This window comes from Caulobacter sp. GW821-FHT05F04 (assembly GCF_059419665.1).
This window is the reverse complement of record NZ_JBWKSF010000004.1, coordinates 1-14228: the sequence shown is the minus strand read 5'-3', so window position 1 is coordinate 14228 and position 14228 is coordinate 1. Positions and strand designations below refer to the sequence as shown.

The following is a 14228-nucleotide window of genomic DNA, read 5'->3' as shown; positions in this document are numbered from 1 at the left end:
CTCCGATTTCCCCGGCGAAAGCTGGGAAGATCGGAATTTGGCTCAGCCCCCGAACGCCGCCGCCAGGCGTTCGAAGTGAGCCTGCACCGGCCGCGGCGCCTCTTCGTTCGGCGATTCCACGTACATGCGGCGATCCAGGTGGCGGACGCGCTCATACAGGCGTTCGGAGCGTTGCAGCAGGTTCATCAGGCCGAAGGGCAGTTCCTCAATGACCGGCGGTTCGCCCGCGGCTTCCGCGCCCAAACGGTAGGATTCAGCGCAGGCGGCTTCCGGCGGCATCTCGCCCTCGCGCACGGCGCGCTGCACCAGCAGCCATGAGGCCACCTGCATCAGGCGGGTGGTTAGGCGCATGCTCTCGGTGGCGTAGCCCAGGGCGGCGTTGCGGGAGAGGACCTTGCTGTCATGCCGACCGGCCCCGTCGAGATAGGCGGCGGTCTCCTCGACCAGTTGCATGCCCTCCTCGAACGTACGGTCGAACAGCTCCGATCGCGCGAAATCCTGGATCACTCCAGCGCGCCAAGGGGTGTCCGCGAACGCGTTCACTTCGGTCATATCTACTCAATGCCCCTCGAAAGGCCGCGAGGACGTCTCGCTTGGCGGGGTGGAGTGCAACCCCCGTGCCAGAACTCGCCGTCCCGTTGCGACCCACCCCTTCGATCGACCATACTCTCTCCAGCGCGCCGAGCGCGCGAGAACAGGAATGGGCGTCAGAAGGCGGATGACCGCTTAAGACGCCAGTAACCTCACCGAAACCTTAAAAGAACCCTTAGTCCAGGCGACCAAACAGCGCATTGGCGGCGTCGCGGCCTGCCTTTTTCTTGGCGAGCTGGGTCTTGGTGCGCTCGATTTCGGCCTGCAAGGCCGCGATGCGCTCCTCCAGTTCGGCGACGCCGTAGACCTCCAGGTCCTCGTGGGTCGTCTCGTTCAAGGTGTGTCCGTTGAAGGCGCGAGGCTCCGCGGGCTCTTCGAACATCGGCTTCTCTCCTTTTCCGCCAGCCATCTGACGCCTACCTAGGGGCCAAGGCAAGCATGAGAGGACCCCGAGCATGGCCGGAACGATGACGGCGATCGCGATCGAAGGCGGCAAGGGACCGGCCGAGGCGCTGAAGCCCGTTGAAGTCCAACGCCCCGAGGCGGGGGCTGGTCAGATCCTGATCAAGGTCGCCGCCGCGGGCGTGAACCGCCCCGACCTTCTGCAGCGCATGGGGTTCTACCCGCCGCCGCCGGGCTCGCCGGAGACCCTGGGCCTGGAGGTCGCGGGCGAGGTCGTGACCGGTTCGGGGCGCTGGAAGGCCGGCGATAAGGTCTGCGCCCTGCTGGGCGGCGGCGGCTATGCCCAATACGCGCTGGTCGACGCCCGCCACGCCCTGCCGATCCCCAAGGGCCTGGACCTCGTCCACGCCGCGGCCCTGCCCGAGACCGTCTTCACCGTCTTCGCCAATGTGTTCGAGCATGGCGCCCTGAAGGCCGGCGAGACGCTTCTGGTTCACGGTGGAACGTCCGGAATCGGAACAACCGCGATCGCCATGGCCAAGGCGGCCGGCGCCAAGGTCATCGCCACGGGACGCGGCGCCGACAAGAAGGCCAAGGCCCTGGAGCTGGGCGCCGATATCGCCATCGATGCGAAGGCCGAGGACTTCGCCGCGATCGTCAAGGCGGCCGGCGGCGCCGACGTGGTGCTCGACATGGTCGGGGCCAGCTATTTCGACAAGAACCTCGACGCGCTGAACGTGGGCGGCCGTATCGTCTATATCGCCAGCCTGGGCGGGCCGGTGCTGGAGGCGCCAGTCATGAAGATCATGCAGAAGCGGGCGGTGATCACGGGCTCGACCCTGCGTCCCCGCTCCGCCGACGAGAAGGCGCGGCTGGCCGCCGAGGTCGAGCGCGTGGTCTGGCCGTGGATCGAGGCTGGCCAGGTGAAGCCGCTGATCGACGCGACCTTCCCACTCGCGGACGCCGCCAAGGCCCATGCGCACCTCGAAGCCGGCGAGCACGTGGGCAAGGTGGTGTTGACGGTCTAGGGCCAGGCCTAGAGTGCAGATTCACTCAAAGCTCTGACGTTGCTTTCGTTTGCCTGATCCCCGTTCCCTTTTCACGAGAACCGGATTATAGCGTTCATCAACATCCCGCCCGGCCGAAAGGCCGGGCGCCGTCATTTCTGGAGGACCGCATGTCCGACATTCTGATGCCCAAGGCGACCGCCGTCTGGCTGGTGGACAACACGTCGCTGAGCTTCGAGCAGATCGCCGATTTCTGCGGCCTGCACCCGCTGGAAGTGCGTGGCATCGCCGACGGTGAAGTGGCGCGCGACATCCGCGGCGCCGACCCGATCGGCAACGGCCAGCTGACCCGCGAAGAGCTGGACAAGGCCCAGGCCAATCCCGACTACCGCATGAAGGCCCAGGTCAGCCGTCACGCCGAGTTGCTGAAGCCCCAGAAGAAGGCGCCGCGCTACACGCCGGTGTCGCGCCGTCAGGACCGTCCGGACGCCATCGCCTGGTTCCTGCGCCACCACCCGGAAGTGACCGACGCCCAGATCTCGAAGATCCTCGGCACGACAAAGGCCACGATCGAGCAGGTCCGCGCCCGCACGCACTGGAACGCGGCCAACATCAAGCCGATCGACCCGGTGACCCTGGGCCTGATCGGCCAGCTGGAGCTGGACGCCCTGGTCAAGAAGGCCGCCGAGAAGAAGGCCAAGGACGACCTGAAGAAGGGAATCCTGCCGGAAGACCCGACCCTGCGTCCCGCCTCGGAGGCCGGCCAGTTCGAGCCCGAGGTCGAGGAAGAGGAAGAAGACTTCCGCGCCAAGCGCGGCGACCTCAAGGCCGAGGACGTGTTCGGCAAGGCCGGCGCCTATGTGGACGAGGACGACGAGGACTGATCCTCGTTTCCGAGCTGAAAAAAGCAGAGGCCCCGCTCCGTGCTGGAGCGGGGCCTCTCGTTTTTCGGCTGCCCTAGCAGCTAGTGAAGTCGCGCCCTCAGGCCCTCGATCTCCTCCTTCAGCCGAAGCTTCTGCCGCTTAAGCTCCCTAAGCATCGTTCCGTCACACCCGGGTCGACTGGTCTCCTCCTGGATCTTGCGATCGAGCCCCTCGTGACGGGACCCAAGCTCGCGGATACGGGATTCGATGGCCATGGCTCTCGGCTCCTTGCTGTTGGAGAAGAAAGTGAACACCCGCTGCGCGGCGGTGTCAGATCACATATGATTGCAAGCGGCTCCGCTTGACGTGGCCGAGTTTGCTCCCAAGACGGACGAAAATTTACCATGACGGACGTTTTGAAAGCCGCGGATCGCCCCCAGGATCGCCCCAAGCTGGTCGTTGGAATTTCAGGGGCTTCCGGCGTGGTCTACGGCGTGCGGACCCTGGATGCGTGCCGCGAACTGGGCGTCGAGAGCCACCTCGTCGTCTCGAAGTCGGCGGTGCTGACCCTGCAGCAGGAGACCGGCCAGTCGGTCGCCGAGCTCAATGAGCGGGCGGATGTTGTCCATCGCGTGAGCGACATTGGGGCGGCCATCGCCTCGGGCTCCTTCCGCACCCTGGGCATGGTCATCGCGCCCTGCTCGGTGCGGACGATGAGCGAAATCGCCACCGGCGTAACGTCCTCGCTGCTGACCCGGGCCGCCGACGTGACCCTGAAGGAGCGCCGGCCGCTGGTGCTGCTGGTGCGCGAGACGCCGCTGCACCTGGGCCACCTGCGGACCATGACCAGGCTGGCCGAGATGGGCGCGGTGATCGCCCCGCCGCTGCCCGCCTTCTACGCCAAGCCCGCCACGATCGCCGAGATGGTCGACCAGTCGGTGGGCCGGGCGCTGGACCTGTTCGATCTCTCATGGAAGCCGGTGAAGCGCTGGGGCGAGGACCTCGCCACCCTGTCTGGCAAGGATGTTCAAGGCGAGGAAAGTTAACGCCGATGCGGATCTGGGACTGGGCTCTCGAGGTCTATGCGCGTCAACCTGTCGCGGAGGCGTGCCTGCACTTGCAGGACGCCCACGGCCAGAACGTGCCCTACCTGCTATGGGCCGCTTGGATGGCCGGGGAAGGGCGCTCGGCCAACCTGAAGGATGCGGCCAGGATGATGCGCGCCTGGGACGCCGAGGTCGGCGCGCCCCTGCGCGGCGTGCGCCGGGCGCTGAAGCCCTCGCGCCCTCCGGTCGATGACGCCGCCAGGGAGGCCCTGCGCGACGCCGTGAAGGCCGCCGAGTTGAAGGGCGAGCGGGTGCTGATGGAAAGCCTGGAGGCTTTGAGCGGTCCGCCGGGCGCGCCGGCGCCGGTGCTGGACGGCCTGGCCGCCGCCGCCGAGGCCTCGGGCGACCCGCCTCGCCGCGCCGCTTTGGAAAAGCTGGCGGTCGCGCTTGAAAAGTCCACGGGCTGAGCGCCTTTACGGCTCGTCAGCCTTTGCTATCTAAATCCCTACTGGGGCTCACCTGAGATATGTCCATGAACGACGATGATCCGTCGGAAGACACCGACATCGCGATCGAACGTCGCCTTGCCGACCTGCGCGAGGATCACAAGGATCTCGACGACGCCATCCGAGCGCTGGAAGAGCGCTACCAGCCCGACATGCTGCAGGTCGCCCGCCTGAAGCGCAAGAAGCTGGCCCTCAAGGACGAGATCGGCCGGCTGGAAGACCAGCTGACCCCCGATATCATCGCGTAGAGCCGGACAAGCTCCACCTCGAACATTTAGAAGCGTGTCTGGCGCCGAAGCCGCTCACGCTTTCGGCTGCCAGGTTCTCGGACGCGTCAGGCGGCGATCGCGGTCGCTTCCAGGTCGCGGACGGTCTGCAGCAGGCGACCCGGGGTGATCGGCTTTTCCAGCCGCGCGTCGGCGTGCTGGTCGTCCTTCAGCAGGCGGGCGTCGACGGCCGAGGCCATCAGGGTCATGGCGCAGGGGCGAGCCTTGCGCACGGCGCTGACCAGCTCGCCGCCGCTCATGCGCGGCATCGAGTGGTCGGTGATCACCAGGTCGGGCTTGAACCGGTCCAAGGCCTCATAGGCTTCCTGGCCGTCCCGACACAGCAGGACGTCAAACCCCGCCTCGGTCAGGGTGATTTCGTAGATCAGCGAGAGGACAGGGTCGTCCTCGGCGATCAGAATACGCTGCATCCGTCCCACGCCCAGTCATGCTTAACAGACTATGAAGATCTGTTACCGCGACCGGCGGGGGCCGTCGCCGTGCGATAAGGTCGCATTCCCCTGAGTTGTCGTCAGGCTTGCTTCCGCTTGCGGACGAACATGGCGGCGTCGGCTTCGGCCAGGGCCTGTTCCGGATCGGCGCCGGGCTCGATCTCGCGCACGCCGTAAGAGATATGCAGCGGGGCCGACCATTCGCCGAACTCGACGGGCGTGGAGCGGACAGCGTCGGCCAGGCTCTGGGCCTTGGACAGGGCGGTTTCCTTGTCGGCCTGGGCCAGCAGCACGGCGAACTCGTCGCCGCCCATGCGGCCCACGACGTCGCTCTCGCGGACATTGGCCAGCAGGCGCTTGGCGACGGCCTTCAGGGCCTCGTCGCCAGCGGCGTGGCCGAAGCGGTCGTTGACGGCCTTGAAGTTGTCGAGGTCGAAGAACACCACGCTGGCCGGCGAGCCATAGCGCTGGGCGAAGGCCGAGACGCGCTTCATCTCGCGCAGGAACGCCCGGCGGTTCAGCACCGGCGTCAGCACGTCCATGTCGGCCAGGCCCTGGGCCTCGTTCAGGCGCAGCTTTAGCATGGCGACCTCGTTCCGCAGGTCGTCGATCTCGCTCATCAGGGTCTGAAGCGCCTCGATGACCTTCGGGCTCATGTCGGCTTCCGTGAGGCCCAGGAAGGCGGCGCTGTCGGGGGCGGCCACCTCGCGCGCCACGACCTGAGCCCCGGCGCGCGCGAGGGCGCGCTTGCGGATGGCGGCGAAAGGTTCGGTTCGGGCGCCGGAGATCTTCATGAGTTCACAGGGAATCGTTATGGCACAGCTAGCATTAAGGTTAACGGGAACGCCGTTCGACGCAATCGGGAGCGCCGATAGGCCGCAGGCGCGGATCGACGCGCCCACTCTAGAGGCGACCCCGGAACGTTTTGTGTCGTTTTGGGCTTGCCGGAGCGGGCGGACGCGCATACGGGGCGGCCTTCCGACGCTCGCCTAGAGCGTGGCGGCCGAAAGTGTAAGCGGTTTCGGCGCCTGCCACGCTCTAAATGTTTGAGGTAGAGCCTGTTCATCCGTTTCCGATTGTCTCCATCGGAAACGGACAGGCTCTAGCAGAGAGACGACGCCGATGCCTTCGACCACGCCGCCCGTCGCCATCATCATGGGCAGCCGCTCGGACTGGCCGACCATGAAGGGCGCGGCCGACGCGCTGGACGCCCTGGGCGTGGCCTATGAGGCCAAGGTGGTCTCGGCCCACCGCACCCCTCGGCGCCTGTTCGACTTCGCCACCGGCGCGGAAGCCGCCGGCTACAAGGTGATCATCGCCGGGGCCGGCGGCGCGGCGCATTTGCCGGGCATGGCCGCCTCGATGACCAATCTTCCGGTGCTGGGCGTGCCGGTGCAATCCAAGGCGCTGAGCGGCCTCGACAGCCTGCTCTCGATCGTCCAGATGCCCGGTGGCGTCCCGGTGGCGACCCTGGCGATCGGCGAGGCTGGGGCCAAGAACGCTGGCCTCCTGGCCGCCCAGATTCTGGCCCTGTCGGATCCGGCCCTCAACCAGCGCCTGTCGGCCTTCCGCCAGGCCCAGACCGACAGCGTCGCCGAGAGCGTCGAGGACTGATCCAGATGCCTGAGTTTCCTCTCGTTCCCGGTTCGACCATCGGCATCCTCGGCGGGGGCCAACTGGGCCGCATGCTGGCCCAGGCCGCCGCTCGGCTGGGCTTCGATGTCGTCATCCAGGATCCGGAAGAGAATTCACCCGCCGGCCGCGTCGCCGCCCGCCAGATCGTCGCGGCCTACGACGACCGCTGGGCGCTGAAGCGCTTGGCCGAGGCCTGCGACGTCGTAACCTACGAGTTCGAGAACGTCCCGGCCGACACCGTGTCGGAACTGGCCGCCCTGGGCGCGGTGGTCTCGCCGGGCGCCAAGGCCCTGGCCGCCGCTCAGGACCGGGTGGTCGAGAAGAGTTTCCTGGCCGAGATCGGCGTGCCGACGGTGGCCTTCGCCCCCGTCCAGGACAGCGAGAGCCTGGCCGCGGCGGTCGCCAAGATCGGCGCGCCGTCGCTGCTGAAGACGCGCCGCGATGGCTATGACGGCAAGGGCCAGGCCTGGATCCAGAAGGCTTCCGACGCCGAGGCCGCGTTCGAGAAGATCGGCCGGCGCGCCGCCATTCTCGAGGCTCCTGCCGACTTCGGCCGCGAACTGTCGGTGATCGCCGCCCGTAGCCGCGACGGTGAGATCGCCTGCTATCCCCTGTCGGAGAACCACCACGAGGGCGGCGTGCTCAAGCGCACCGTGGCTCCCGCCAAGGTCACGCCGGCGACCCGCGACCAGGCCGAGACCATCGCCATCAAGATCCTGACCGCCCTGGACTATGTCGGGGTGATCGGTGTGGAGCTGTTCGAGCTGGCTGGCGGCAAGCTGCTGGTCAACGAGTTCGCCCCGCGCGTCCACAACACCGGCCACTGGACCCAGGACGGCTGCGAGGTCGACCAGTTCGAGCAGCACATCCGCGCCGTCGCCGGCTGGCCGCTGGGCCCGACCGACCCGCACCATCATGTCGAGATGACCAATCTTCTGGGCGCCGACGTCGACGCCTGGCGCAAGCTGGCCGCCGAGCCGGAGACCCGCATCCACCTCTACGGCAAGGGCGAGGCCCGGCCGGGACGGAAGATGGGCCACGTGAACCGGTTGCGGCCCCTGCGGGACTAGGTGGCGGCGGCGCGCCGCCCTTGCGGGGCTTGGCGGTCGCCGGGAAGCGCCTAAGGTCGAGCGAAGAATCTTGGCCTTGGGGATACGCCTTGTCGCCCACGCTCGAAACCGAACGCCTGATCCTGCGGGTCCCGGTCCAGGACGACTTCGACGCCGGCTGGGCCGAGTTCCACGGCGATGCCGAGTGCATGCGCTATCTGGGCGGCGCCATGCCGCGCAGCATCGCCTGGCGCGCCATGGCCCAGGTGGTCGGCATGTGGCCGCTGCGCGGGTTCGGGACCTTCTCGGTGATCGAGAAGGCCACCGGGCGCTGGGTCGGTCGCTCCGGTCCCTGGCAGCCGGAGGGCTGGCCGGCGCGGGAGGTCGGCTGGATGCTGCACCGCTCGGCCTGGGGCCGGGGCTACGCCACCGAGGCGGCTGGCGCTTGCCTGAAGTTCGTGTTCGAGGACCTGGGGTGGACGTCGGTGGCCCACATGATCCATCCCGACAATCTCGCCTCGCAGGCCGTCGCCGCCCGACTGGGCTCGCGGCTGATCAGGATGGTCGACCTGCCGCCGCCGATGGACGTGGCGGGCCCGACCCAGATGTGGGGTCAGGACGCGCCTTAGTCCCCGTCGTCGGGCGCGGTCAGGTCAGACGTGTCGAACGCGTAGTCCAGCAGGTCGCCCGGCTTGCAGTCCAGGGCCGCGCACAGACGGGCCAGGGTGCGGAAGCGGATGCCCTTGACCTTGCCCGAGCGGAACAGGGACAGCTGGGTCTCGCTGAGGCCGACCTCCTGGGCCAGGTCGCGGGCTTTGAGGCCCTTGGCGACGATCAGGGCGTCCAGGGTGACGCGAACGGGCATCAGATCATCTCGTCGAGTTCGGCCTGCGCCGCCAGGGCCTGGTCCATGACCCGGCCTAGCAGGAAGAGGGCGCCGCCGATCATGCCCAGCGTCATGCCGGCCACGTCGAAGTTCAGATAGCTGCCCTTGGTGAAGCCGACCAGTCGCATCAGGTTGCTGACGATGAAGACGCTGGCCACGCCGCCGACGCCGAGAGCCAGGCCCACCCGGCGCAGGGCCGAGGGTAGGGCGGCCTGGATCAGTCGTCCCTTGGCGATCTGGCCCATCGCCCGGCCGATCGACCACACGCCGAACAGGTAGCAGACGGCCGGCGCGTTCTGGATCGTCACCGCCAGCATGATGTCGGGCCGCAGCGGCCTGTGCTTCACCAGCGCGTAGAGGAGCGGAAAGCCCCAGGCCATCAGCGCCAGCAGCAGGCCGACACTGACGACCATGAACACGGCCAGCCAGCGGAACTGGCCGCACATGCGGCGGAATTTCTCGGCGTCTTTGGCGTTCACGGCGGCCTCCCAACCTGTCTCATCTTTAATCTTGACTTAAAGACGGTCGCTTCGCAACTTTATATCTGACTTAAACGAAAGTGAGCGTCGCCGCATGTCCGTCGCCATCGAAACCGAAGGCCTGTCCCGTCGTTTCGGCCCGCGCCTGGCGGTCGACGGCGTGTCGATGACCGTGCCAGAGCGGGCCGTGTACGGCTTCCTGGGCCGCAACGGCGCGGGCAAGACCACGACGCTGAAGATGGTGCTGGGCCTGATCCGTCCGACCTCAGGCGTGGCCAGGGTCTGCGGCGTCGACGTCGCTCGCGACCGCATCGGCGCGGCCCGCAAGATCGGGACGTTGCTGGAGGCGCACGGCTTCTACGGCAACCTGACCGGCCGCGAGAACCTGGCCCTGACCACGACCCTGCTGGGCTGTCCCGCCAGCGAGATCGACTGGGTGCTGGAGGTGGTCGAGATGCGTCCCGACGCCGGTCGCAAGGTCGCCGGCTATTCGCTGGGCATGCGCCAGCGGCTTGGCCTGGCCCGCGCCATGCTGGGCGCGCCGCCGGTGCTGGTGCTGGACGAGCCGACCAACGGCCTGGATCCGGACGGCATCGCCGACATGCGCCGCTTCTTGCGCGCCCTGCCCGAACGCACCGGCGCCACCGTGCTGCTGTCCAGCCACCTGCTGGGCGAGATCGAGCAGACCGCCACCCACGTCGGCGTCGTCAATGACGGCCGGCTGGTGCTGGAGGGCGAGCTTTCCCGCCTGAAGGCCGGCCTCGCGCCGGAGATCGTCCTGCGCACCGGCGACGATGCGCGGGCCGCCGCGCTGCTGCGCGGCCACGGCCTGAACGTCCGCGTCGGCGAAAGCCTGACCGTGGCCCTGGACGCCGGCGACGCCGTCGACCCGGCCGTGGCCGGACTCACCGCCCTGCTGGTCGAGGCCGCCGTTCCCGTCTTCGCCATCGGTCCCCGCGCCCAGTCGCTGGAGGACATCTATCGCCGCGTCGCCGTTCCTGCCCCCCGTCAAGCCGAGGCCGCCTGATGCTCGCCGCCCTGTCCGTCGAATTGCGCAAGCTGAACCGCTCGCTGGCCGCCGTCCTGGCTGTGGCCGCGCCGTCGCTGATCGCCACCTTCCTGTTCTTCCTGGTGCTGCGCGGCGATAAGGCCCCGCCGTGGGACAGGCTGTTGGAAGGCTCGACCACCGCATGGGCCTTCTTCATGCTGCCCATGAGCGTGACGGCCCTGACTGCCCTGGTCGCGCACATGGAGCACGGACCCCGCGCCTGGGATCATCTGCGGGCGCTGCCGGTCCCGCGCTGGAGGCTCTATGCCGCCAAGGCGATCTGCGTGATCGCCGTGGTCACGGTCATGAGCGGCCTGAACCTGCTGCTGAGCTGGGCGTCGGTCTCGGCGGCGGCGACGATCAAGCCCGTCATGACGCCGACCGGGACGGTGGACGTGGCGCGCCTGCTGTTGCTGAATCTCAAGATCGTCGCCGCCGCGATCCTGCTGACCGCCATACAGCTGTGGACCGCCCTGCGCTTCGCCAGCTTCGTGCCGGCCCTGGCGATCGGCATCGGCGGGACCTTCTTCTCGGTGGTGGCGACCTCGGCCAAGGAGGGGGTGTTCTTCCCCTGGCAGATGCCGGTGAACATGCTGGCCAGGGAGGCGTGGCGGGTAGAGACCGCCCTGGCGCTCGGCGGCGGCCTTGGCCTGGTCGCCCTGGCTGTAGCGATCGCCCATCTGGCGCGGCGCGAGGTGTTGTAACCCCGCGCCGGGCTCTCTAGGACCGTCTCCGACGGAGGACGGCATGACCGAACAGGCGCTCATCGGATTGATCGGCGGCATGAGCTGGGAAAGCTCGGCCCAGTACTACCGGCTGATCAACGAGGCCGTGCGCGAGCGCGTGGGCGGTGTCGCCTCGGCCCGGACGCTGATGTGGTCGTTCGACTTCGCCGAGATCGAGCGCCTGCAGCACGCCGGCCGCTGGCCCGAGCTGTCGCGCCGCCTGGCCGACGCGGCGCGGGCGCTGGAGGCCGGCGGGGCCGATTTCCTGGTCCTCTGCACCAACACCATGCACCGCGAGGCCGACGCCATCGAGGCGGCGGTGCGGATCCCGCTGTTGCACATCGCCGACCCGACGGGCGAGGCGATCAAGGCGGCCGGCCTCACGACCGTGGGCCTGCTGGGCACGGCCTTCACCATGGAGCACGACTTCTATCGCGGCCGGCTCGAGCAGAAGCACGGCCTGACCGTGCTGACCCCGGACTCCGACGACCGCGCCGCCGTGCACCGGATCATCTACGAGGAGCTGGTGACCGGCCAGGTGCTGGGCGCCTCGCGCGAGACCTACAAGGCGGTGATCGCTCGACTGGCGGCGCGGGGCGCCCAGGCGATCATCCTGGGCTGCACCGAGATCATGCTGCTGATCGGCCAGGCGGACAGTCCGGTCCCGGTGTTCGACACCACGGCCCTGCATGCGATGGCGGCGGTGGAGCGGGCGTTGGGATGACAAGTTGAGATGCGCTGCTACGGTGCGCTCCGCTCAAGTTGCGGAGTTTCCCGAATGCGTCTCTGTTCAGTGTCGGGCCTCGCCCTGCTCGCCAGCCTCTCGATCCTGGCGGCGACGCCCGTCCTGGCCCAGACCACAACGGCCTATGAGTCCGTCGACCCGTTCATCGGCACGGGCGGCGATGGCCACACCTTCCCCGGCGCGGTCGTGCCGTTCGGCATGGTGCAACTGAGCCCCGACACCGACATCCTGCCGTTCAAGCAGAGCTACGCCCGCGCCGCCGGCTACCGTTTCGGCGACCCGACCATCCTGGGCTTCTCGCACACCCACTTCTCGGGCGCGGGCCATTCGGACCTCGGCGACATCCTGCTGACCCCCGTCGCCGGCGAGGCCAAGCTGGAGCCGGGCGAGGTCGACAAGCCGGGTTCGGGCTACCGGTCGCGCTACAGCCACGACACCGAGGTCGCCCAGCCGGGCTATTACGCCGTGACCCTCAGCGACAGCCGCGTGCGGGCGGAGCTGACTGCGGGCCTGCGCACCGGCCTGCATCGCTACACCTTCCAGAAGGGCGACCGCGCCCAGGTGCTGATCGACCTGCGCAGCTCGATCTACAACTATCCGGGCAAGGTGCTGTGGTCGCGCCTGCGGGTTTCGCCGGACGGCGTGGTCACCGGCTATCGCGAGACGCGCGGCTGGGCGCCGGGCCGCAAGCTGTTCTTCGCCATCAGGTTCGACCGCCCGCTGGTCGGCCAGCAGTTCCGCAACACCGAGAAGGACGTGCCCTATAACGGCTTCGCCCAACCGGGCCGCACGCCGGGCGACCGCGCCCAGGTCCAGGGCCGCGCCCTGGTCGGGGTGTTCGACTTCGGCCAGATCGACGGGCCGCTGACCGTGAAGGTGGCGCTGTCGTCGGTCAGCGAGGACGGGGCGATCGCCAACCTGGCCAGCGACGAGCCGGGCTTCGACTTCGACGCCCAGCGCGCCCGCGCCAGGACCGTCTGGGAAAAGGCCCTGGGCGTGGTCGACATCCAGGCCCCGGCCCCGATGAAGAAGACGCTCTACACGGCGCTCTACCACACCCTGCTGGCCCCCAGCGTCTATGCCGACGCCGACGGCCGCTACCGGGGGCCCGACGACCAGGTGCACGAGGGCAAGCTGGACGGCCGCCCGTTCACCTTCCACTCGACCTTCTCGCTGTGGGACACCTTCCGGGCCGAGCACCCGCTGCTGACCCTGATCCAGCCGGCCGACTACACCAACGACGTGGTCAATTCGCTGATCGCCTCGCAGAAGCAGAGCCCGTACGGCATCCTGCCGGTCTGGCAGTTCCACGGCCAGGAGACCTGGACGATGATCGGCTACCACGCCGTGCCGGTGATCGCCGACGCCTGGATGAAAGGCATCCGCGGCTATGACGGCAAGGCGGCCCTGGACGCCATGGTCAAGAGCGCGACCTACGCACCGTATGGCGGCCTCGGCGACTACATGAAGCTGGGCTACGCACCGATCGACAAGGAGCCGGAAGCCGCCTCCAAGACCGTCGAATACGCCTATGACGACTGGACCATCGCCCGCATGGCCAAGGACATGGGCCAGGACGATGTCGCCAAGACCTTCGAGAAGCGGGCGTCCTACTGGCGCAACAGCTTCGACGTGAAGACCGGCTTCCTGCGGGCTCGCAAGAGCGACGGGACCTTCCGCGAGCCGTTCAATCCGACCGCCATCAACTACGGCTCGGACTATACCGAGGGCAACGCCTGGCAATATTCGTGGTTCGCGCCGCAGGACCTGGGCGGGATCGTCAAGACGCTGGGCGGCGACGCCGCGACGGTCAAGAAGCTGGACGCCATGTTCGACTTCGACAATTCGAAGGTCGACTATTCGCACGCCGAGGACATCGCCGGCCTGATCGGCCAGTACATCCACGGCAACGAGCCCAGCCACCACGTGGCCTATATGTACGACTACGCCGGCGCCCCGTGGCGCACCCAGGCCCGGCTGAGCCAGATCATCAAGACCCAGTACAAGCCCACGCCCGACGGCCTGTCGGGCAATGACGACCTGGGCCAGATGTCGGCCTGGCTGATGTTCACCAGCCTGGGCTTCTATCCGGTGACACCGGCCTCGAACGAATACGCCATCGGCCGGCCGTTCGTGGACAAGGCGGCGCTGAACCTGCCGAACGGCAAACGCTTCACGGTGCGCGCCGAGGGACTGGCGGACGACAAGCCGTACGTTGGCAAGGTGACGCTGAACGGCAAGCCGCTGACCCGGGCCTATCTCAGGCACGACGAGATCGTGGCCGGCGGCGAACTGGTCTTCACGATGAGCGCCACGCCGAACAAGACCTGGGCGACGAAGGTGGCGGATAGGCCGACGTCGCTGACAGCGTACCGGTAGTTAAACCCAGCTTGTCATCCCGGCCGCAGCGAAGCGGAGAGCCGGGACCCGGGGGCAACCGCGATGCGCCGGCCCTGGGTCCCTGTGTATTGCGATGTACGTTGAGCCTTGGCTTGATGTTGGCGGGTGTAGCTCGTTGGGTCCCTGGT

The 14228-nt window shown here is 68.1% G+C and carries 19 protein-coding genes and 1 pseudogene; 13 read left to right on the top strand and 7 right to left on the bottom strand.

The window, feature by feature from the left end; translation table 11 throughout:
- Positions 1-42 precede the first annotated feature (42 nt).
- Positions 43-552, bottom strand: a complete 510-nt coding sequence (gene rcdA, locus AC07R7_RS11590; protein ID WP_492836837.1) for a protease adaptor protein RcdA — start codon at positions 550-552, stop codon at positions 43-45.
- A gap of 214 nt (positions 553-766) precedes the next feature.
- Positions 767-973, bottom strand: coding sequence for a DUF1192 domain-containing protein (locus AC07R7_RS11585; RefSeq protein WP_492836838.1), 207 nt, complete (start codon positions 971-973; stop codon positions 767-769).
- A gap of 73 nt (positions 974-1046) precedes the next feature.
- Between AC07R7_RS11585 and AC07R7_RS11580 the strand changes: the two genes are divergently transcribed.
- Positions 1047-2021, top strand: coding sequence for an NAD(P)H-quinone oxidoreductase (locus AC07R7_RS11580; RefSeq protein ID WP_492886919.1), 975 nt, complete (start codon positions 1047-1049; stop codon positions 2019-2021).
- A 149-nt stretch (positions 2022-2170) separates the two neighbouring features.
- Positions 2171-2884, top strand: coding sequence for a DUF1013 domain-containing protein (locus AC07R7_RS11575; protein WP_492836840.1), 714 nt, complete (start codon positions 2171-2173; stop codon positions 2882-2884).
- Between the two features lie 80 nt (positions 2885-2964).
- Here the strand turns inward: AC07R7_RS11575 and AC07R7_RS11570 are convergent, their stop codons facing one another.
- On the bottom strand, positions 2965-3138 hold the full coding sequence (locus AC07R7_RS11570; RefSeq protein ID WP_492836841.1) for a YdcH family protein: 174 nt from the start codon (positions 3136-3138) through the stop codon (positions 2965-2967).
- Positions 3139-3267: 129 nt separating this feature from the next.
- Here AC07R7_RS11570 and AC07R7_RS11565 point away from each other — a divergent pair, with 129 nt between their 5' ends.
- The 3 genes from AC07R7_RS11565 to AC07R7_RS11555 are packed head-to-tail and all read left to right on the top strand — an operon-like array spanning position 3268 to position 4663.
- Positions 3268-3909 carry a UbiX family flavin prenyltransferase gene (locus AC07R7_RS11565; RefSeq protein WP_494635241.1) on the top strand — a complete coding sequence of 214 codons (642 nt, stop codon included), beginning with the start codon at positions 3268-3270 and terminating at the stop codon, positions 3907-3909.
- A gap of 5 nt (positions 3910-3914) precedes the next feature.
- A complete protein-coding gene (locus tag AC07R7_RS11560; protein WP_494635240.1) occupies positions 3915-4376 on the top strand; it encodes a TIGR02444 family protein in 462 nt (153 codons plus the stop codon).
- A gap of 59 nt (positions 4377-4435) precedes the next feature.
- Entirely contained in the window at positions 4436-4663 is a 228-nt protein-coding gene (locus AC07R7_RS11555) for a YdcH family protein (protein WP_492836844.1), read from the top strand.
- Positions 4664-4749: 86 nt separating this feature from the next.
- Here the strand turns inward: AC07R7_RS11555 and AC07R7_RS11550 are convergent, their stop codons facing one another.
- Complete coding sequence (locus AC07R7_RS11550) at positions 4750-5112, bottom strand: response regulator (protein ID WP_494635239.1); 363 nt, start codon at positions 5110-5112, stop codon at positions 4750-4752.
- Between the two features lie 101 nt (positions 5113-5213).
- On the bottom strand, positions 5214-5927 hold the full coding sequence (locus tag AC07R7_RS11545) for a GGDEF domain-containing protein (protein ID WP_492886914.1): 714 nt from the start codon (positions 5925-5927) through the stop codon (positions 5214-5216).
- Between the two features lie 328 nt (positions 5928-6255).
- Here AC07R7_RS11545 and purE point away from each other — a divergent pair, with 328 nt between their 5' ends.
- The 3 genes from purE (at position 6256) to AC07R7_RS11530 (ending at position 8446) form a co-directional block, all read left to right on the top strand.
- A complete protein-coding gene (gene purE, locus AC07R7_RS11540) occupies positions 6256-6747 on the top strand; it encodes a 5-(carboxyamino)imidazole ribonucleotide mutase (protein ID WP_492886913.1) in 492 nt (163 codons plus the stop codon).
- Positions 6748-6752: 5 nt separating this feature from the next.
- On the top strand, positions 6753-7838 hold the full coding sequence (locus AC07R7_RS11535; protein WP_494635238.1) for a 5-(carboxyamino)imidazole ribonucleotide synthase: 1086 nt from the start codon (positions 6753-6755) through the stop codon (positions 7836-7838).
- A gap of 89 nt (positions 7839-7927) precedes the next feature.
- On the top strand, positions 7928-8446 hold the full coding sequence (locus AC07R7_RS11530; RefSeq protein WP_492886911.1) for a GNAT family N-acetyltransferase: 519 nt from the start codon (positions 7928-7930) through the stop codon (positions 8444-8446).
- Here AC07R7_RS11530 and AC07R7_RS11525 read toward each other — a convergent pair.
- Both AC07R7_RS11525 and AC07R7_RS11520 read right to left on the bottom strand, forming a co-directional pair.
- On the bottom strand, positions 8443-8682 hold the full coding sequence (locus tag AC07R7_RS11525) for a helix-turn-helix domain-containing protein (protein WP_492836849.1): 240 nt from the start codon (positions 8680-8682) through the stop codon (positions 8443-8445). The genes AC07R7_RS11530 and AC07R7_RS11525 overlap by 4 nt on opposite strands.
- Entirely contained in the window at positions 8682-9149 is a 468-nt protein-coding gene (locus AC07R7_RS11520) for a DUF2975 domain-containing protein (protein WP_494635595.1), read from the bottom strand. The genes AC07R7_RS11525 and AC07R7_RS11520 overlap by 1 nt, the downstream gene beginning before the upstream one ends.
- 127 nt (positions 9150-9276) lie before the next feature.
- Here AC07R7_RS11520 and AC07R7_RS11515 point away from each other — a divergent pair, with 127 nt between their 5' ends.
- The 5 genes and pseudogenes from AC07R7_RS11515 to AC07R7_RS11495 form a co-directional block, all read left to right on the top strand.
- Entirely contained in the window at positions 9277-10209 is a 933-nt protein-coding gene (locus AC07R7_RS11515) for an ABC transporter ATP-binding protein (RefSeq protein WP_494635237.1), read from the top strand.
- Positions 10209-10934, top strand: a complete 726-nt coding sequence (locus tag AC07R7_RS11510) for an ABC transporter permease (RefSeq protein WP_494635236.1) — start codon at positions 10209-10211, stop codon at positions 10932-10934. The genes AC07R7_RS11515 and AC07R7_RS11510 overlap by 1 nt, the downstream gene beginning before the upstream one ends.
- 43 nt (positions 10935-10977) lie before the next feature.
- A complete protein-coding gene (locus AC07R7_RS11505; RefSeq protein WP_494635235.1) occupies positions 10978-11679 on the top strand; it encodes an aspartate/glutamate racemase family protein in 702 nt (233 codons plus the stop codon).
- 54 nt (positions 11680-11733) lie between these two features.
- Positions 11734-14079, top strand: coding sequence for a GH92 family glycosyl hydrolase (locus AC07R7_RS11500; protein WP_494635234.1), 2346 nt, complete (start codon positions 11734-11736; stop codon positions 14077-14079).
- 9 nt (positions 14080-14088) lie between these two features.
- A pseudogene (locus AC07R7_RS11495) lies at positions 14089-14163 on the top strand (hypothetical protein); the annotation flags it as partial.
- Between the last annotated feature and the right edge of the window lie 65 nt (positions 14164-14228).